General features: G+C 47.8%; 20 protein-coding genes and 1 other annotated feature. Of the genes, 9 read left to right on the top strand and 11 right to left on the bottom strand.

All coding sequences use genetic code 11. The features are described 5' to 3' along the window. The 3 genes from bamD to pheA all read left to right on the top strand — a co-directional run. Positions 1-350: outer membrane protein assembly factor BamD (bamD, locus tag RSC70_RS19870; RefSeq protein ID WP_332543356.1), on the top strand; the 350-nt coding region annotated here is incomplete at its 5' end. Positions 351-675: 325 nt separating this feature from the next. After that, positions 676-1,029: a ribosome-associated translation inhibitor RaiA gene (gene raiA / locus RSC70_RS19865; protein WP_025801530.1), complete on the top strand. Its 354-nt coding sequence runs from the start codon at positions 676-678 to the stop codon at positions 1,027-1,029. A gap of 129 nt (positions 1,030-1,158) precedes the next feature. Then, positions 1,159-1,284 (top strand) — a sequence feature (Phe leader region). Between the two features lie 48 nt (positions 1,285-1,332). Then, positions 1,333-2,484, top strand: a complete 1,152-nt coding sequence (gene pheA, locus RSC70_RS19860; RefSeq protein ID WP_332543354.1) for a bifunctional chorismate mutase/prephenate dehydratase — start codon at positions 1,333-1,335, stop codon at positions 2,482-2,484. Positions 2,485-2,546: 62 nt separating this feature from the next. On the opposite strand, the gene tyrA is transcribed toward pheA, so the two are convergent. Continuing rightward, the gene (gene tyrA / locus RSC70_RS19855) at positions 2,547-3,668 is read right to left on the bottom strand and encodes a bifunctional chorismate mutase/prephenate dehydrogenase (RefSeq protein WP_332543352.1); all 1,122 of its coding nucleotides are present in this window, start codon (positions 3,666-3,668) and stop codon (positions 2,547-2,549) included. Between the two features lie 5 nt (positions 3,669-3,673). Continuing rightward, positions 3,674-4,756 (bottom strand): 3-deoxy-7-phosphoheptulonate synthase, encoded by a 1,083-nt coding sequence (locus RSC70_RS19850; protein WP_269465698.1) that lies wholly within the window; start codon positions 4,754-4,756, stop codon positions 3,674-3,676. A gap of 248 nt (positions 4,757-5,004) precedes the next feature. On the opposite strand from RSC70_RS19850, the gene btsR reads away from it, so the two are divergent. The 4 genes from btsR (at position 5,005) to RSC70_RS19830 (ending at position 8,621) form a co-directional block, all read left to right on the top strand. Further along, the gene (gene btsR / locus RSC70_RS19845) at positions 5,005-5,721 is read left to right on the top strand and encodes a two-component system response regulator BtsR (RefSeq protein ID WP_282807512.1); all 717 of its coding nucleotides are present in this window, start codon (positions 5,005-5,007) and stop codon (positions 5,719-5,721) included. Positions 5,722-5,787: 66 nt separating this feature from the next. Further along, the gene (locus RSC70_RS19840; protein ID WP_115103619.1) at positions 5,788-6,141 is read left to right on the top strand and encodes a DUF2799 domain-containing protein; all 354 of its coding nucleotides are present in this window, start codon (positions 5,788-5,790) and stop codon (positions 6,139-6,141) included. Between the two features lie 179 nt (positions 6,142-6,320). Further along, on the top strand, positions 6,321-7,664 hold the full coding sequence (locus tag RSC70_RS19835) for an anaerobic C4-dicarboxylate transporter (RefSeq protein ID WP_025801536.1): 1,344 nt from the start codon (positions 6,321-6,323) through the stop codon (positions 7,662-7,664). A 192-nt stretch (positions 7,665-7,856) separates the two neighbouring features. Then, entirely contained in the window at positions 7,857-8,621 is a 765-nt protein-coding gene (locus RSC70_RS19830) for a DUF481 domain-containing protein (protein WP_040047198.1), read from the top strand. 138 nt (positions 8,622-8,759) lie between these two features. Here RSC70_RS19830 and rplS read toward each other — a convergent pair whose 3' ends face one another. The 5 genes from rplS to ffh all read right to left on the bottom strand — a co-directional run bounded on the left by rplS (position 8,760) and on the right by ffh (position 12,346). Beyond that, positions 8,760-9,116, bottom strand: coding sequence for a 50S ribosomal protein L19 (gene rplS, locus RSC70_RS19825; RefSeq protein ID WP_004090612.1), 357 nt, complete (start codon positions 9,114-9,116; stop codon positions 8,760-8,762). Positions 9,117-9,179: 63 nt separating this feature from the next. After that, complete coding sequence (gene trmD, locus RSC70_RS19820; protein WP_004090614.1) at positions 9,180-9,947, bottom strand: tRNA (guanosine(37)-N1)-methyltransferase TrmD; 768 nt, start codon at positions 9,945-9,947, stop codon at positions 9,180-9,182. Between the two features lie 66 nt (positions 9,948-10,013). Continuing rightward, positions 10,014-10,547 (bottom strand): ribosome maturation factor RimM, encoded by a 534-nt coding sequence (rimM, locus tag RSC70_RS19815; protein WP_020303496.1) that lies wholly within the window; start codon positions 10,545-10,547, stop codon positions 10,014-10,016. A gap of 18 nt (positions 10,548-10,565) precedes the next feature. Continuing rightward, positions 10,566-10,814: a 30S ribosomal protein S16 gene (gene rpsP, locus RSC70_RS19810; protein ID WP_008815161.1), complete on the bottom strand. Its 249-nt coding sequence runs from the start codon at positions 10,812-10,814 to the stop codon at positions 10,566-10,568. 170 nt (positions 10,815-10,984) lie between these two features. Beyond that, positions 10,985-12,346 (bottom strand): signal recognition particle protein, encoded by a 1,362-nt coding sequence (gene ffh / locus RSC70_RS19805; protein ID WP_025801541.1) that lies wholly within the window; start codon positions 12,344-12,346, stop codon positions 10,985-10,987. 167 nt (positions 12,347-12,513) lie between these two features. Here ffh and RSC70_RS19800 point away from each other — a divergent pair, with 167 nt between their 5' ends. Both RSC70_RS19800 and RSC70_RS19795 read left to right on the top strand, forming a co-directional pair. Further along, positions 12,514-13,305 (top strand): cytochrome C assembly family protein, encoded by a 792-nt coding sequence (locus RSC70_RS19800; RefSeq protein ID WP_130932868.1) that lies wholly within the window; start codon positions 12,514-12,516, stop codon positions 13,303-13,305. 72 nt (positions 13,306-13,377) lie between these two features. Continuing rightward, a complete protein-coding gene (locus RSC70_RS19795) occupies positions 13,378-14,679 on the top strand; it encodes an HlyC/CorC family transporter (protein ID WP_025801543.1) in 1,302 nt (433 codons plus the stop codon). A 68-nt stretch (positions 14,680-14,747) separates the two neighbouring features. Here the strand turns inward: RSC70_RS19795 and luxS are convergent, their stop codons facing one another. From luxS to yqaB, 4 genes are all read right to left on the bottom strand, one after another. Beyond that, positions 14,748-15,263, bottom strand: a complete 516-nt coding sequence (gene luxS, locus RSC70_RS19790) for an S-ribosylhomocysteine lyase (RefSeq protein ID WP_040047202.1) — start codon at positions 15,261-15,263, stop codon at positions 14,748-14,750. 157 nt (positions 15,264-15,420) lie between these two features. Beyond that, positions 15,421-16,992 (bottom strand): glutamate--cysteine ligase, encoded by a 1,572-nt coding sequence (gshA, locus tag RSC70_RS19785; protein WP_040047203.1) that lies wholly within the window; start codon positions 16,990-16,992, stop codon positions 15,421-15,423. A gap of 70 nt (positions 16,993-17,062) precedes the next feature. Continuing rightward, positions 17,063-17,491 carry a YqaA family protein gene (locus RSC70_RS19780; RefSeq protein WP_025801546.1) on the bottom strand — a complete coding sequence of 143 codons (429 nt, stop codon included), beginning with the start codon at positions 17,489-17,491 and terminating at the stop codon, positions 17,063-17,065. Beyond that, the gene (gene yqaB, locus RSC70_RS19775; RefSeq protein ID WP_282807511.1) at positions 17,491-18,057 is read right to left on the bottom strand and encodes a fructose-1-phosphate/6-phosphogluconate phosphatase; all 567 of its coding nucleotides are present in this window, start codon (positions 18,055-18,057) and stop codon (positions 17,491-17,493) included. Before yqaB ends, RSC70_RS19780 begins: the two co-directional genes overlap by 1 nt. Positions 18,058-18,526: the final 469 nt, after the last annotated feature.

Here is an 18,526-nt window from a genome sequence, read left to right as displayed (position 1 = left end):
TTGACCGTTCTGACCGCGATCCGGAGCATGCCCGTCAGGCATTCCGTGATTTTAGCCAGCTGGTACAGCGCTATCCAAATAGTCAGTACAGCGCAGATGCCACCAAACGCCTTGTCTACCTGAAAGACCGTTTGGCAAAATATGAGCTGTCCGTTGCACAATACTACACCAAACGCGGTGCTTACGTCGCTGTTGTTAACCGTGTAGAGACGATGCTGCGTAACTATCCTGATACTCAGGCAACGCGTGATGCATTACCGTTGATGGAAAATGCGTACAAACAGATGAACCTGACCGCACAGGCTGCCAAAGTCGCCAAAATTATTGCTGATAACTCAGCAAAAGCGTAACAGCTCATTATGTTTGAACAGCAAAAAGGCAGCCAGTGGCTGCCTTTTTTGTATTTGGTCTGTAGGGGTGAAAACGTCGGCGCTCAATAATGTAATTTTTAGGCCGTAGCAAAGCCGGAGCTTAGCCGTTTTTTCTGTCCCGATTTCCCCACTATGCTTGTTCTTCCGGTCTGACTCAAGCCCTAAATCGCCATGTCTTATTAAAAATCACAAATCGACTTATCTTTGCAAAAAGTGACAAAAATTCGTGATTTTAGTCTCACACTTTCTTGAAAACGGCGTTATTCTAAAATTACCAAGACGGAAAAGACTGAGAGGTATGTATATGACAATTAGTATCACCAGTAAGCAAATGGAAATCACCACTGCCATTCGTCAACATGTCGAGGACCGTCTAAGTAAACTGGAAAAATGGCAAACGCATCTGATCAATCCGCATATCATTTTGTCTAAAGAGCCAAAGTTGTATGTTGCCGATGCCACGATTAATACGCCTAACGGACAGTTGATTGCCAGCGCAAAACATGAAGACATGTATGCCGCCATCAACGAACTGATTGCTAAACTCGAACGTCAGCTCAATAAAGTACAACATAAAGGTGAAGCGCGTCGCGCAAGTACCAGTGTCAAAGAAGCTAACCTAGAAGAGGCCGACTTAGCAGAGGAAGACGTAGAATAAATCCCTCCCCCAGTTACTCATCGACTAAACGCGCCAGGAGGCGCGTTTTTTGTTGACAGCCCAAAAGTAACACAGGTAAGTTAAGTTCTGGTTTTACTCTCATCACTAACCACTACGACAGGCGCTTTACATGACTCAATCTTTGTTTCTCTTCGCATTCTTTTTTACCTTCCCCTGATTGGGAGGCGTTTTTCCGTATAAAGAAAGCATGCGAAGAAAAACAAAAAAGCCTCCCAATCGGGGGGCTTTTTTCATTTCAACGCTTACAAACTCAACTTCAATACACGATAAGAAAGGCTCGATATGACAACAGACAACCCATTACTGGCATTACGTGAGCGGATCAGCGCCGTCGATATCAAATTACTGGCGCTATTGAGCGAACGCCGTGAACTCGCTGAAGCCGTCGCTCGAGCTAAACAAAAAAGCCATCGTCCTATTCGAGATAAAGAGCGCGAGCGAGAGCTATTGAACTCTCTGACCGAACAAGGAAAAGCACTTAATCTTGATGGTCACTACATCACTCGTTTATTTCAGCTCATCATCGAAGACTCCGTCTTAACCCAACAGGCACTGCTTCAGCATCAATACAATCACACCACACAAAAGTCTGCTCGCATTGCTTTCCTCGGGCCAAAGGGTTCTTACTCCCACCTCGCCGCTCGCCAATATGCCGCGCGTCACTTCGAACAGCTGATTGAATGTGGATGCCATCGTTTTCAGGATATCTTCAATCATGTCGAAACCGGTCAAGCCGACTTTGCCGTGTTGCCGATTGAAAATACCAGCTCAGGTTCAATCAACGACGTTTACGACCTGCTGCAACACACCAGCCTGTCGATTGTCGGCGAGCTCACCATTCCTATCGATCATTGCGTGTTAGTCACCGGTGAGACACGCCTCAGTGATATTCAAACGGTTTACAGCCATCCTCAGCCATTCCAGCAATGCAGCCAGTTCCTTAATGCCTATCCTCAGTGGAAAATTGAATACTGTGAAAGCACCGCTGCGGCAATGGAGAAAGTTGCTGCGCTCAACTCACCGCACGCGGCAGCACTTGGCAGTGAGGCCGGTGGCTCGCTTTATGGCCTACAGCCACTGGAACAAAATCTGGCAAACCAGCAACAAAATATCACGCGTTTTATCGTTCTCGCGCGTAAGGCCATTGATGTCACCTCTCAGGTGCCTGCAAAAACTACGCTGATTATGGCGACGGGGCAGCAATCAGGTGCGTTGGTCGAAGCGCTGTTAGTCTTTCGTGAACACAATATTGTTATCACGAAATTGGAGTCTCGCCCGATCAACGGCAACCCTTGGGAAGAGATGTTCTATCTGGATGTACAGGCCAATGCCAATGATGCGGCAATGAAATCCGCGCTGAAAGATTTGCAAGCAATCACTCGTTCGCTGAAAACACTCGGGTGCTACCCAAGTGAAAATATCGTCCCGGTTTGATCCCCTGTATAAAACACAAAAGCCTGCATAAGCAGGCTTTTGATCTCTAAATTATCGAGTGGCTATTTCCGGCTATCGTTGGCCTGACGTAACAGCGCTCGGCTTTCCGCTTGGAAATGCTGGGCATGATCGCCAAACCAGTGCTCCACTTTTTTGAAGCTATCAATAAACGCCGCTTTATCGTGGCTTTCAAGCAAGGCAATAGCCTCACCAAATCGCTGGTAGTAACGTTTAATCAGCGCCAAATTGTTCTCTGATGACATGATGATATCTGCATAGAGTTGCGGATCCTGTGCAAACAGCCGCCCAACCATCACCAGTTCTAAACGATAAATCGGAGACGAAAGCGCCAGCAGTTGTTCAAGCTGAACATTCTCTTCTGCCAAATGTAAGCCATAAGCAAAAGTCGCAAAGTGACGCAGCGCCTGAATGAACGCCATATTCTGATCGTGCTCAACGGCGCTGATGCGATGAAGTCTCGCCCCCCAAACCTGTAGCTGCTCTAACAGCCATTGGTAAGCCTCCGGCTGGCGCCCATCACAATAAACCACCACCTGCTTTGCCAAACTGCCCACGTCAGGCCCAAACATCGGGTGTAACCCTAATACAGGGCCACCATGCGCAGCGAGCATGGCCTGCAACGGTTTATTTTTAACCGATGCCAGATCCACCAATAAACAATCGGCAGGAAGCTTCGGTAAACGCGCAATCGCCTGCTCGGTGAGATGGATTGGCACACTCACGATAACCATGCCTGCATCTGCGCATAGCGCTTCGGCTTTCGGCCAATCATCTTGTTCAAGAATGCGCACTTCATAGCCAGAGAGTTGCAGCATTTTCTCGAACAGGCGCCCCATCTGGCCTCGGCCTCCAACAATGACAACGGGACGTAAATCCGGCTTTAAGCTTTTAAAGCCTTTGTCGTTTTCACTGGAGTAAGACTCACGCATTACGCGCCGCAGAACATCTTCAATCAGATCGGGTGGCACACCTAACAGCTCAGCTTCTTTACGGCGAGATGCCAGCATTGATGCTTCACGTTCAGGAACATAAATCGGCAAACCATAGCGGCTTTTTACTTCGCCCACTTCGGCTACCAGTTGTAGACGGCGCGCTAATAAATCCAGCAGTGCCTTATCAACTTCATCGATTTGATCCCGCAATGCGGTTAGTTCCGCCACCATGATGCTTATTCTCCTGCGCTACGGCTACGTAGCGTTGCGCCTAGTTTTTGATGCATACCACGCAGCAGCGTATCCGTTGTTCCCCAATCAATGCAGGCATCTGTTACCGAAACACCGTATTTCATTTCACTGCGTGGCTGCTCTGAACTTTGGTTACCTTCAAAGATATTACTTTCTAGCATAACACCAATAATAGACTGATTTCCGGCACTAATTTGCTCAACAACTGATTCAGCTACCGCCGATTGGCGACGGAAGTCTTTATTTGAATTGCCATGGCTACAGTCGATCATCAGTGCAGGGCGTAATCCTGCTTTTTGCATTTGGATCTCGCACTCAGCCACATGCTCCGCTGAGTAGTTTGGTGTTTTACCCCCGCGCAAAATGACATGGCCATGAGGGTTACCCTGAGTTTGAAGTAAACAAACCTGTCCTGATTGGTTGATCCCCACAAAACGGTGCGCCATAGAAGCCGCTTTCATTGCATTGATCGCGGTTCCCAAACTACCGTCGGTACCATTTTTAAAGCCAACCGGCATCGACAACCCAGAGGCCATTTCGCGGTGTGTTTGTGATTCCGTGGTGCGAGCACCAATCGCCGACCAGCTGAATAGATCGCCTAAAAACTGTGGTGAGTTAGGGTCTAATGCTTCGGTTGCCAATGGCAGCCCCATTTCAACCAAGTTCAAGAGCAGTTCGCGTGCTTTGATAAAACCAGCTTCAACGTCAAACGAGCCGTCCATGTGAGGATCGTTAATCAGGCCTTTCCAACCCACAGTCGTTCTTGGTTTTTCAAAGTACACACGCATCACGATATACAGCTGGTCACGCAACTCAGCTGAGATGGACTGCAAACGACGGGCATAATCAAGAGCAGCATCAGTATCATGAATAGAACAAGGGCCACAGACAACCAACAGACGATGATCTTTACCTTCCAAAATATTCGCGATGTCCTGACGAGAAGCCGCGATCTGTTCTTGCAGCTGCGAACTCAGTGGAAAGCGATTTTTTAATTCTTCTGGGGTGATCAGTATTTGTTCGTCGCTAATGTGCACGTTATTTAATGCGTCTTTTTGCATAATCATGATAGTTCCTGCCCTTAATTGAGTGATGACGCTCGTGATGATTTGAATCTTTACTGCTTGCGTGAGTGCGTCTGAGAACCACCATATCATGCCATGTAAAGTTTTCAACCCATTAGTGTAAAGAAATAATTACCGTAAACTTTACACTACACTTCTCAACAAAATTTGAGGCAACGCTCAGTTTTGCTATTGCCCTGAAGGCCGATGGTTTAAGCATGATAAAATGGCGATTACATCATGGAGGACACATGCTTAAAGTCATCATTGTTGACGACGAACAACCCGCGCGCGACGAACTTAATGAGCTATTAACCAAACACGCCCGTATTGAGGTGATAGCCCAGTGCAGCAACGCGCTGGAAGCGATTCCGGCTATTCATAAATTACAGCCGGATGTGATCTTTCTTGATATACAAATGCCACGAATTAGCGGCCTAGAATTGGTCTCTATGCTCGATCCCGACACTATGCCATATATCGTTTTTGTCACCGCATTTGATGAATATGCTATTCAAGCATTTGAAAAACACGCCTTCGATTATCTGCTTAAGCCAATTGATAGCAGCCGTTTGAGCAAGACGTTAGAGCGCTTGCAAAAAGGCATCAATGTAAAACAAAATTTACAGCCATTTAGCGAACCTCAACTTAAACATATTCCCTGCCACGGATTAAATCGCATCTTTCTGCTCAAGTTAGATGAGGTTGAATACCTGTCGTCCGAGCTTAGCGGTATCCATGTCGTAGGTATCCACCAAAGCGGATATACACAGCTCACGCTCAAAACGCTGGAAGAAAAAACGCCTTTTGTTCGCTGCCATCGTCAATATATGGTCAATGCAGATCGCCTCAGCGAAATTCAGCTTTTGGATAATGGCTCAGCCGAAGTGATAACCCACACAGGGAAAAGAATTCCAGTCAGCCGCCGCTATCTGAAAAACTTAAAAGAACGCTTGGGCATTACGTAATAAATACACTTTACTGTAAAGATGGACTATTCCATTTCCCCAAATCCCCCCAATAAAGGTGGCGTGATGATAAAAAATCATATCTTTATTTTGTGCCTTGCCCTTTCAGCCTGTACTCAGTATCCGGGGGGCGTGGATAAAGGCTCAATGTGGTTTAACGCCGGTTTTGAAGATGCCAGCACGGGGAAAGTAGTACGCGATAATGACGCGTTGACTGAATGGTATGGGAATCCTGACGTTGATCGGGCGGCGTATTTAGACGGTTACAACCATGGTGCGCATCAGCTGTGCCAATCTTTCACTATTGAACAGTGGGGAGCGCAAGGTAAGCCCTTTCCTGCCAGCTGTGACAGCGCCGTGAATATTGCGGAATTACGTCTTAAATGGCAGCAAGGGATAAATAAAACGTTGCCGCGATAGTAGGAAGCAATAAAAAGCAACAAGTCAGAATAGATATGTATCAGTATGTTTATTTAGATCAATTTTATTTGAAATTGCTTCACTCGTTTTTATAAACAGAGATCTCATTCGCAGATTAGCACATAAAGCTCATGGATATTAAACCTAGTACTTTTGGGTTAATTTTTAAAAGGGAACTTATGATAACGCTACAATTTGCGATAATTATTCTTTGTTTATTACTGGGGACGCGCTACGGCGGGATGGGACTCGGTCTCATCAGTGGGATTGGACTCTTCTGCTTAACCTTTATTTTCGGTCTTGAACCCGGCAAACCGCCGGTTGAAGTTATTCTAACCATCCTTGCCGTTATCGGTTGTGCTTCAGTATTACAAACCGCAGGCGGCCTGAACGTTATGATGCAGTTTGCAGAGCGATTGCTGCGCAAACATCCACAGCACATCACGATTTTAGCGCCGTTAACGACATGGACACTGACTTTCCTCTGCGGTACCGGCCACGTGGTTTACACCATGTTCCCGATTATCTCCGATATCGCTTTAAAGAAAGGTATTCGTCCAGAACGCCCAATGGCCGTCGCCTCAGTCGCATCACAAATGGCAATCACCGCGTCGCCGGTCTCTGTCGCGGTTGTCTCCCTCGTTTCCATTTTGGGTGCCGCTCACGGAATTGGCCACGCCTATAGCATTCTAGAAATCTTGGCAATTTCCGTTCCTGCCTCGCTGTGTGGCGTTATCGTTGCCGCACTGTGGAGTCTGCGTCGTGGTAAAGACTTAGATAAAGATCCTGAATTCCAAGCAAAAATCAGCGATCCCAAACAGCGTGAATTTATCTATGGCAACAGTGAAACCTTGCTGAACCAGAAGTTCGACAAACGTGCTTACTGGTCTACATGGATCTTTTTCGCTGCAATCTTAGTGGTAGTTCTGCTAGGGGCGTTCTCTGAGTTACGCCCATCTTATGAAATAAAAGGCGTAATGAAGCCACTGTCGATGAATCTGGTTATCCAGATGATGATGCTCATCGCTGGTGCCATCATCTTAATGGCTTGTAAGGTGAAACCTGCTGATATCTCAAGCGGTGCCGTATTTAAAGCCGGTATGGTTGCCATTTTCTCCGTATTCGGTGTGGCATGGATGAGCGACACGTTCTTCCAAGCGCACATGCAGGACCTTAAACTTGTTCTAGAGGATGTGGTGAAGTCCCAACCATGGACTTATGCTCTGGTGCTGTTTTTAGTGTCTAAGCTCGTCAACAGCCAAGCAGCGGCTTTAACCGCCATTGCACCAATGGGGTTACAACTCGGAGTCGATCCGAAGATGCTCATTGCCTTCTTCCCTGCTGCTTATGGCTACTTTGTTTTACCGACCTACCCAAGCGACTTAGCCTGTATTGGGTTTGACCGTTCCGGTACCACTAAAATAGGTAAGTTCATCATCAACCATAGCTTTATCCTGCCTGGCTTTATTGGCGTAATCACCTCTTGTATCGTTGGTTATGTGCTCGTCACATCCTTCATGTAGCTTTCAGCTAACCGGTATTTGTCACTGCAAATACCGGTTCCTCCACAGACTATTGCTCGCATATAAATAAAGAGCATAACCTGCTGGCGAAAACACCAAAAATAAGCTAAATGAACCCATTCTGAGCCAGCAGACGACCCGCTATAATGTGACGCTTGTCAACTTTGGCATTATCTCGTTACTGGAACCATCATGCTTTCTACACGCGCATACCGCGCAATGCCCCTGTGCCTGTCTATCTTGTCTGCTTTAACTAGCTCCGCTGCTTTTGCTGATACCTCGCTATTCACCGCGATGGATGATCCAACAACGGCGAAGAAGAGTTTCGATGGTAACGTTCAAGCAGGTTATAACTCTCAATCAGGCAACTCTGAGAGCTCGAACCTGCTGGCTAACACTACAATGACTTGGTTTAACCCTGAAACGGCATATAGCCTATGGGGAACGGCAAATAACACTAAATCAGGCGACACTCGTTCTTCAGAGAAATATCAGGCAGGCGCTCGTTCACGCTATAACCTTAGCCCTGACAACTATATTTTCGGTCAAGGCAGTTGGATCAACGACCGCTATGCTGGCTATGATTCCCGCTCAACAGGAACCTTAGGTTACGGCCGCCAAGTGCTGGCAACGCCAGCGCAAAATCTGCGTGTAGAATTTGGTCCGGGTGTTCGTCACGACGAATATCATGGCGGTGGACGTGAGACTCAGGCATTAGCCTATGCGGCAGGCAACTACGCTTACCAGCTCACCAAAAATACGCAGTTCACGCAGGGTGTTTCTGTTATGGCCAACGATGACACCACGGTCAACTCAGAAACCGCGCTAAACGTTGGGATCAATGACGACTTCTCTCTGCGTCTTTCATACAACGTGGTGTACAACACCGAGCCTCCGGCCAGTGCGCCAAAGAAAACCGACACGTCTACAGCGATTACCCTGCGATACAATCTGTAAAAGTAGCTTTGTGACTCAATAGAAAAAGCCCGTTTAGCTGCGGGCTTTTTTGTGCCATTTCATCATGCAATGACAGCCATAAAAAAAGGGGTTAGCGCAATGCTAACCCCTTTAAAACTAATAACGTTTGGATGTTGCTTACGCTTTAGCGCCCAGACGCTCTTTGATACGAGCTGATTTACCGGTACGCTCACGCAGGTAGTACAGTTTAGCTTTACGAACGGCACCACGACGTTTAACAGTAATGCTGTCGATTACTGGTGAATGAGTCTGGAATACACGCTCAACACCTTCGCCGTTAGAAATCTTACGAACAGTGAATGCAGAGTGCAGACCGCGGTTACGGATTGCAATAACCACGCCCTCGAATGCCTGCAGACGTTTTTTAGAACCTTCAACGACCCATACCTTAACTTCCAGAGAATCACCTGGACGGAATGCAGGTACGTCTTGCTTCATCTGCTCTTGTTCGATCTGTTTAATAATGTTGCTCATAATATGTCTCTTACCCTAGGTAAACTGATATATCGGGTCGTTCAGCCTTGATAAACAAGTCGCTTAAACGTTCCCTTCATGGTCTTGCTGTTCTAGACGATATTCCTTGCGGAACTCGGCCAACAGCTTCGCTTGCTCGTCAGTCAGAGCTAGGCTTTCTAGAAGTTCAGGTCTTCTAAGCCAGGTACGGCCCAGCGACTGCTTCAAGCGCCAGCGACGAATCTCTGCATGATTTCCCGACAGTAAAACCGGCGGTACCTCCATGCCTTCTAACACTTCAGGGCGTGTAAAGTGCGGACAATCCAGCAGTCCGTCGGCAAATGAATCTTCCTCTGCTGAAGCTTGATGACCCAAAACTCCCGGAATAAACCGTGAGACAGAATCAATCAGCGTCATGGCAGGAAGCTCACCGCCGCTAAGTACGTAATCTCCGATTGACCATTCTTCATCAATTTCGGTTTGGATTACACGCTCATCTATACCTTCATACCGGCCACAAACCAGAATTAATTTCTCGTTTGTTGCCAGCTCGCAAACACCTTGCTGGTCAAGTTTGCGACCCTGCGGCGAGAGATAAATCACTTTCGCCCCTTCGCCTGCCGCTGCTTTTGCAGCGTGGATAGCTTCCCGTAAAGGTTGAACCATCATCAACATCCCCGGACCACCGCCATAAGGACGGTCATCAACGGTGCGATGCCGATCGTGCGTGAAGTCTCGTGGACTCCAGCACTGCACGCTTAGCAGGCCATTCTTAACAGCCCGGCTAGTTACCCCGTAATCAGTGATTGCGCGGAACATCTCAGGAAATAAGCTAACTATACCGATCCACATAACTCAATCCACATAGCGCCATACCCTTTCAACAACGGATGCTACACGCCTTCCAATAATTGGAGGTCAAAAACCAGGATCCCAATCTACTTCAACAATGTGAGTAGCGAGATCGACTTTCTTGATTACCTGCCCGTCGAGGAACGGAATCAACCGCTCCTTGATACCGAATGCATCTTTCAGGTTTGCTTTAACGACCATAACGTCGTTAGAACCGGTTTCCATCATATCGATGATCTTGCCCAGTTCATAACCGGCGGTAGTGACTACCTGGCAACCCATAAGGTCTTTCCAGTAATAGTCGCCATCTTCCAGTTCTGGCAACTGCGACTCTTCCACTACGATCTCGCGATTCGTTAGTGCATTTGCCGCATCTCGGTCATCAACACCTTTGATTTTGATAACCAAATCCTGATTGTGGCGCTTCCAGCTTTCTAGCTCGACATGCTGCCACTGACCAGCCTGCTGGATAAACCACGGCTGATATTCAAAAATGCTTTCGGCGTCTTCGGTGGATGAAAACACTCTGAGCCAACCGCGAATACCATATGAAGAACCCAGTTTCCCGAGTACCACGGGATTAGTAAGTTGTTTGCTCATTGTGACCACCGCAACGGATTAAGCAGCTTTCTTAGCTTCTTTGATCAGCGCAGCAACGCGATCAGAAACAGTAGCGCCTAAACCAACCCAGTGGCTTACGCGATCCAGATCCAGACGCAGAGCTTCTGCCTGACCTGCTGCCAGCGGGTTGAAGAAGCCAACGCGCTCGATGAAACGGCCGTCACGTGCATTACGGCTGTCAGTTACTACTACTTGATAAAACGGACGCTTTTTAGCGCCGCCACGTGCTAAACGAATTGTTACCATAACATCCTCATTAGTTAATAGAACACCAGACCCCATCGAGGAACGGAGTCCGGTGTCTGTTGTTCTTAACGAACATAAAAGCCCGAAAATTTTACTCACTTTGGCGCGAAAAGCAACCGAAAGCGTACTTACGCCTCGGTTGCAGTTGCTAAAATAGGCAAAAGGAGGGATTAACGACCAGGGAATCCGGGTGGCATCATACCTTTCATGCCACGCATCATTTTCGACAAGCCGCCTTTCTTCATCTTCTTCATCATACGCTGCATTTCATCAAATTGTTTAAGTAAACGGTTGACGTCCTGCACTTGCATACCAGAACCCTGCGCGATACGACGTTTACGCGAGCCCTTGATAATTTCTGGGTTGGCACGCTCTTTCAGCGTCATGGAGCTAATAATCGCCTCCATACGCACCAAGAGTTTGTCATCCATCTGAGATTTAACGTTTTCTGGTAGTTGCCCCATGCCTGGCATTTTTGCCAGCATTGAGGTCATCCCGCCCATGTTACGCATTTGCTTAAGCTGATCCATAAAGTCGGTGAGATCGAAGCCGTCACCTTTCTTCAGTTTCTGTGCCAGCTTCTCAGCCTGTGCACGGTCAACTTTGCTCTCAATATCTTCGATAAGCGACAGAACGTCGCCCATACCAAGAATACGAGAAGCCACACGGTCTGGGTAGAACGGTTCCAGCGCTTCGGTCTTTTCACCCACGCCCAAGAACTTGATCGGTTTACCCGTGATATGGCGAATAGATAAAGCCGCACCACCGCGCGCATCACCATCGACCTTTGTCAGCACCACGCCGGTTAACGGCAGCGCTTCATTAAAGGCTTTGGCGGTGTTCGCCGCATCCTGACCTGTCATGGCATCAACAACAAACAGTGTTTCAACCGGATTAATCGCGGCATGAACCTGTTTGATCTCGTCCATCATCGCTTCGTCAACGTGCAAACGACCCGCGGTATCGACGATCAGAACATCATAAAATTTCTGTTTAGCATGCTGTAAAGCACGGCTAACAATCTCGATTGGCTTCTCTTTAACATCGGACGGGAAGAAATCGATGCTCACTTGCTGAGCCAAGGTTTCTAGCTGTTTAATCGCCGCTGGGCGATAAACGTCGGCAGAAACCACCAACACTTTCTTCTTATGTTTCTCTTTAAGAAACTTACCGAGTTTACCCACGCTGGTTGTTTTACCCGCGCCTTGCAAACCCGCCATCAATACAACAGCAGGCGGCTGTGCGGCGAGGTTCAGCTCGGTGTTAACTTCGCCCATGGCGTTCGTCAGTTCGTTTTTAACGATTTTGACGAACTCTTGCCCTGGGGTCAGGCTTTTGTTCACTTCGTGCCCTACGGCACTTTCTTTAACACGATTGATGAAGTCACGGACTACCGGTAGCGCAACGTCCGCTTCCAGTAATGCCATGCGTACTTCACGCAAGGTGTCTTTAATATTTTCTTCGGTCAGCCGCCCGCGGCCGCTGATGTTGCGCAATGAGCGCGACAATCGATCGCTTAAATTTTCAAACATTGTTTCTGCTCAACGTTAAGACTGGCCGTCAAGGCGACGACGTAGATGGCGGCGAGTATAACACGAAGATGGCACCTTTCTCCTCCTTGCTGCGCGGATTGGTTGGAGCGTGACGCGGCTAACGCTATACTGGCCTCATAATTCACTCTGCTAATGCCAAATTCACCATGCCTGCATTTGCCATATTGGCCATGATTACCTACTTACTCAGCCTCGGCTTAATCATTCCGAGTCTGGTACAAAACAACCGAGCCTATCGCCGCTTGGCGCTTTTGTTCGCCGCTGTTGCGCTCATTAGCCACGCCGTTGCACTTCAGGCTCGCGTCTTTGATGTCACCACCGGACAAAATCTTAGCTTACTGAACATTGGTTCGATCGTAAGCCTGATGATCTGTTTTGTGATGACTATTGTCGCCTCACGTGACCGTGGCTGGTTTTTGCTGCCAATTGTATACAGCTTTGCCTTAATTAATCTCGGGCTCGCCAGCTTCGTTCCAGGGGAGTTCATCACCCATCTAGAAACGACGCCGTCTCTGATGATTCACATTGGTCTGGCGTTATTCTCTTACGCAACGCTGATCATTGCTGCGCTCTATGCCCTACAGCTTGCGCTTCTCGACTATCTGCTGAAAAACAAAAAACTCACGTTTACCGCTGATATGCCACCGTTGATGAGCATCGAACGCAAGATGTTTCATATTACGCAGGTCGGTGTTGTGCTACTGACACTCACCCTGTGCACTGGCATGTTGTACATGGATAACTTGTTTAGCAAAGAAAACGTGCATAAAGCCGTGCTGTCGATTTTGGCATGGTTTGTCTATGTTTTATTACTGTGGGGGCACTTCCGTGAAGGCTGGCGTGGACGCCGCGTCGTATGGTTCAGCTTGCTGGGCGCATTTTTACTGACGATGGCTTATTTTGGCAGCCGTCTTCTTCAGGAAGTCATGGTAAACTAACTCCCCTCCTCTTTTTCGCTCACCCCGTGATACTACGGGGTGAACCGTTCAATCGTTATAAGGAACACCTCCTTGGAGCACGTCTCTACGGGTACACTGATTACCATTCTGGTAATTATGGTCATTGTCTCAGCCTATTTTTCTGCATCAGAAACAGGGATGATGACACTCAACCGCTACCGCCTCCGCCATCTCTCCAAGCAGGGATCACGTTCCGCTCGTCGTGTTGAAAAACTACTTAAACATCCCGATCGCCTAATCAGTTTGGTGCTCATCGGCAACAACCTCGTCAATATTTTGGCCTCAGCCTTAGCAACTATTGTCGGTATCCGTTTGTATGGAAACGCAGGCGTAGCCATTGCAACCGGCGTGCTGACCTTCGTGGTGTTAGTGTTTGCCGAAGTGTTGCCAAAAACGTTTGCTGCGCTCAATCCCGAAAGAGTCGCTTTCCCAAGCAGTGTGTTATTGCTGCCGCTGCAAAAAATCATGATGCCGTTAGTTTGGTTTCTAAACGGCATTACACGCATTCTGCTGCGCATGTTTGGGATTCGAGCCACGGCGCATCCAAGCGATGCAGTGAGTAAAGATGAACTTCGGTCTATCGTGAACGAATCCAATTCACAGATTTCACGTCGTAATCAGGACATGTTGATTTCAGTTCTGGATCTTGAAAAAGTGACTGTCGACGACATTATGGTGCCGCGCAATGAAATCGTCGGTATTGATATCAATGATGACTGGAAATCAATCCTGCGCCAGCTGACGCATTCACCACACGGACGCATCGTCTTATACCGCGGTTCACTTGATGATTCGATTGGCATGCTGCGTGTACGCGAAGCCTATCGCCTGATGATTGAAAAGAAAGAGTTCAATAAAGAGAACTTACTGCGTGCCGCTGACGAAATTTATTACATTCCAGAAAGCACTCATCTCAGCGTCCAACTGCTCAAATTTCAGCGTAACAAAGAAAAAATGGGCATCGTGGTAGATGAATACGGTGATATCAAAGGGTTGGTTTCCGTTGAAGATATCCTCGAAGAAATTGTCGGCGACTTTACGACGTCGATGTCCCCCTCTTTAGCAGAAGAGGTCATGCCGCAAAGTGATGGCTCTGTGCTTGTCGATGGAACTGCCAATATTCGTGAGCTTAATAAAGCATTCAACTGGACGCTTCCAGCAGATGGCCCCCGCACCATGAACGGCATGCTGCTTGAGGAATTAGAAGATATTCCACTGCCGGGCGCTCACGTCAATATTGGCCAATACCATATCCAAATCCTCGATGTGCAGGACAACATGATTAAGCAGGTTCGCGTTTCTTCAGTGGCACGTAAGAAAACCAATGAAGACAGCGAGCGCTATAGCTCGTAGCCCAATTCCCCTATTAAAAAAGGCGCATTCAGCGCCTTTTTTGTGTCTTGCGTTTAGAGAAAACGAGACTAGATATGCAGCTCGGCCAGTTTTTCTTTAGGCAGGGCGAGATCGTCGTTGTGGTTAACCCCAACGCCTTTCTCTAGGATGTGGCGAGCAATTTCATGCGCTTCCTGCAATGAGTGCATAGAGTACGTTCCGCACTGATATTCATTGAGTTCAGGAATTTTACGCTGGTCAGTCACCTTCAGCACATCTTCCATAGCCGCTTTCCACGCATTAGCCACGCGAGACTCTTCAGGCGTACCAATCAAGCTCATGTAGAACCCGGTACGGCAGCCCATTGGAGAGATGTCGATAATCTCCACGCCGTTACCGTTCAGGTGATCGCGCATGAAACCAGCAAATAGATGTTCAAGAGTATGGATACCGCGCTCAGGCAAGATCTCTTGGTTCGGGTGACAAAAACGCAAATCGAAGACCGTGATGTTGTCGCCGTGCGGGGTTTTCATATTTTTTGCTACACGCACCGCAGGTGCCGCCATACGCGTATGGTCTACAGTGAAGCTATCCAGTAGTGGCATTTCGTCACCTCCTCATAAAAAAAATGAATTTTTTTTCGGTTTTATGAAACCTTTTCTAACTCAGCGAGTCTGAATATATGAAAGACGCGCATTTGTTATCATCATCCCTGCTACAGAGATGCTATTTTGGCCACAGGTATTGTGGCCTTTTTCTTTTCTAGCGCCCAGCGTGTAAGTGCAGATACTCCTCAAACCCCATAGCACCCGGCATTGAATCCTGAGTTTCCATAGCGGCCTGACGTTTAATCGACGCTTCCACCTGCTGCTGCAACTGTTCTTCGGTTAATACTTCCAATGGCTCTGAGCTCAACTGTTCGCGATAACGTTCTGACAGTTCACGACCAAATCCACCCACACCTTTTTCTTTCATCTGCTCCAGTACCTGAGCAGAATAAGTCAATGAAGCATCTTCGAAACAGGCTACCAGCTTAGTGCAAACCTGCTGATATTGCTTATTCCCATTGATGCTATCTAATACTTCAGCAACGCGCTGCAAATCAGCAAACAGCTCTTTACCTACTTTCGCAAGCGGCTGGCGCTCGGTATCACAGCCAATACCAATAGTTTGGCCAGGCTTACGCCCTTCAAGGATCACGCGGTTCCAGTTTTTGCGCGTACACAGCAGTTCATCACTGCTCATTTCAGGCGCATCAGCCAGTACACACCAAATCAGGAAAAGATCCAAGAAGCGTGACTGCTCAGCATTCACGCCGATAGCCGTAAATGGATTGATATCCAGAGAGCGCACTTCTATATATTCAATTCCGCCACGCAACAGCGCATCGGACGGTGACTCATCGCCTTTAGTAACTCGTTTTGGACGAATCGGCGCGTAGAGTTCATTTTCGATCTGCAAAACATTGGCATTGAGCTGGCGATAATGACCATCCACCTTCACACCAAGCTTAGCAAACTCAGGTGATGGCGTATGAATCGCTTTTTTCAACGCGGTGACATAATCAGGCAGGTTATTGAACGTGATACCTAAATCGTTCTGCGATTTATTGGTATAACCTAAATCACTCAAACGCAGCGAGGTTGCATAAGGCAGATACAGCATATGCCCATCACGCTCGAATGGAATATTGGTTTCACGACCGTTCAAGAACGATGAACAGATTGCCGGTGAGGCACCAAACAGATACGGGATCACCCAGCCAAAGCGATAATAGTTACGGATCAGGCGGAAATATCCCGCGGAGATCTGCTCTTTGCCACTTTCAGCATCTTCAACGCCAGCCCATGCGCGCCAAAAATCAATGGGCAGCGAGAAGTTATAGTGCACACCAGAAATGGTTTGCATCAGCGCACCGTAACGATTCTTCAAACCTTCACGGTACAACGTTTTAAATCGACCAACGTTAGATGAGCCATACTGTGCCAGTACAATATCTTCTTCTTTATTGATAAAGCACGGCATGCTCATTGGCCACATGCGCTCTGAGCCTAAATTACGCGCTACATAGCGATGAATATCCGTTAAGAAGGAAAGCATGTGATCGATGCTGGGATCGACTGGAGTAATAAACTCCAGCAAAGACTCGGCAAAGTCAGTGGTTATCCAAGGATGAGTCAACGCTTTACCCAATATTTCTGGGTGACCAGAAGCGGCCAATTGGCCTTCAGGCGTTACACGAAGCGTTTCACGCTCAATTCCGCGTCGAATTCCGTTAAGGGCATCTGGATGCGACTCCAGCCAAGTCAGAGCTTTAGATACGTCCGGGATCAAGTCGACCTCCCGCTAATCAAATAATAACTGCCAGCATTCATGTTCTGCCGCTGAGCGTTTCCACTCTCGCTTATGACCACCATGACATACCCTGCAGCGTCAGCCATGCTAACACCACATAACGCACCGCCTTCCCAATACTGAGATAAAGCGCCACGGGTACCCACGGCATTCGCAGCCAACCTGCTAACACACAGAGTAAATCACCAATGATAGGTACCCAACTGAGCAACAATGTTACCGCGCCATAGCGTTGTAACCAGCGTAACGACAGCTGTAACCCCCGCTGCGGTTTCATGTCCGGCAGCAGACGACCAATGATGACATTTGTTAATCCGCCCAGAATATTGCCAACAATCGCTGTCAGCACTAACCACCACGGAGAAACCTGCCCCGCTAACAGCAAGGCAGTTAAAACAATTTCTGAATTTCCCGGCAATAGCGTCGCGCTAGTGAAGCTACTGGCAAACATAGCGCCTAATGTCAGGAGAGAACTCATTACAACTTACGCACGTCAACCCACGCCATATTGGCGCTTTGAGCAGCCTGAATGCCAAAATCGGCATCTTCGAACACAATACAATCTTTAGGCGCTACGCCGATAAGCTCCGCGCAGCGTAAGAATGTGTCTGGTTCTGGCTTATGCCGCTTAACATCATCGGCACCGACGATCGCTTGAAAACAATCACGCAGCCCCAAATGGCGCAACAATGCATCTGCCATCCGGTGTTCACTCCCAGTTCCCACTGCCATCGGTCTTTTGCCTTTGTAGGCTCGCACCACATCGATCAACGGAAGCGGCGTTACACTATCCAGTAACATGGCTTCTACCGCAGCCGTTTTCAATGCAGCAAGATGATGTGGGTCCATATCCGCTTGGTTATTTTCTATAATAACTTGGGCAATACGCCAAGTTGGAGAGCCATTCAGTGCCACCATCGCATGTTCGTCGTAGGTCATTCCGTATTGGGAAAGCACCTGCCGCCAAGCCAGACGATGCGTAGGCTCGGTATCGAGTAGAGTGCCGTCCATATCAAAAATCAGTCCTTGAAAGCGATCGTACATTGATTGCAGCTCCGTAACGATGGTGAATATATGGAAGGTTACTTTAACGCAAAGCTATTACGTTGTCGCTCTGAGAGTTTCAGGGGGAATTAATTGAAAAGACAATGGATATGAGGAAAAATTCTGCCGGAAAATACTATGCACGGTGGATTTTAGATAAAAAAAAACCCCGTCAATGACGAGGTCTTAAGATGACATATCTGGGAGGTTATTCGGCGCAAGCGCCTCACTCTCTTAGTGTCATCAGTCTCTCTGACTATCATACGACAAGGTATGTTACCTCAGAGAAACCAAATATGGTGCACCCAAGAAGATGACTCAACGCGAGCGTTTCGCCCTACGGGCCGTTGCTAAAGCAACGTTATCATCCTTTGTGCTACCGGCAACACTTAATCACTATGCAATTCTGCATCTGCGATAAGCATTGTGAAATATGGTGCACCCAGGAAGATTCGAACTTCCGACCGCT

This window comes from Hafnia sp., assembly GCF_036648275.1.
In the GTDB taxonomy this organism is placed as follows: domain Bacteria; phylum Pseudomonadota; class Gammaproteobacteria; order Enterobacterales; family Enterobacteriaceae; genus Hafnia; species Hafnia alvei.
Note: the sequence above shows the minus strand (reverse complement) of the source record. Positions and strands in the feature narration are given on the sequence as shown.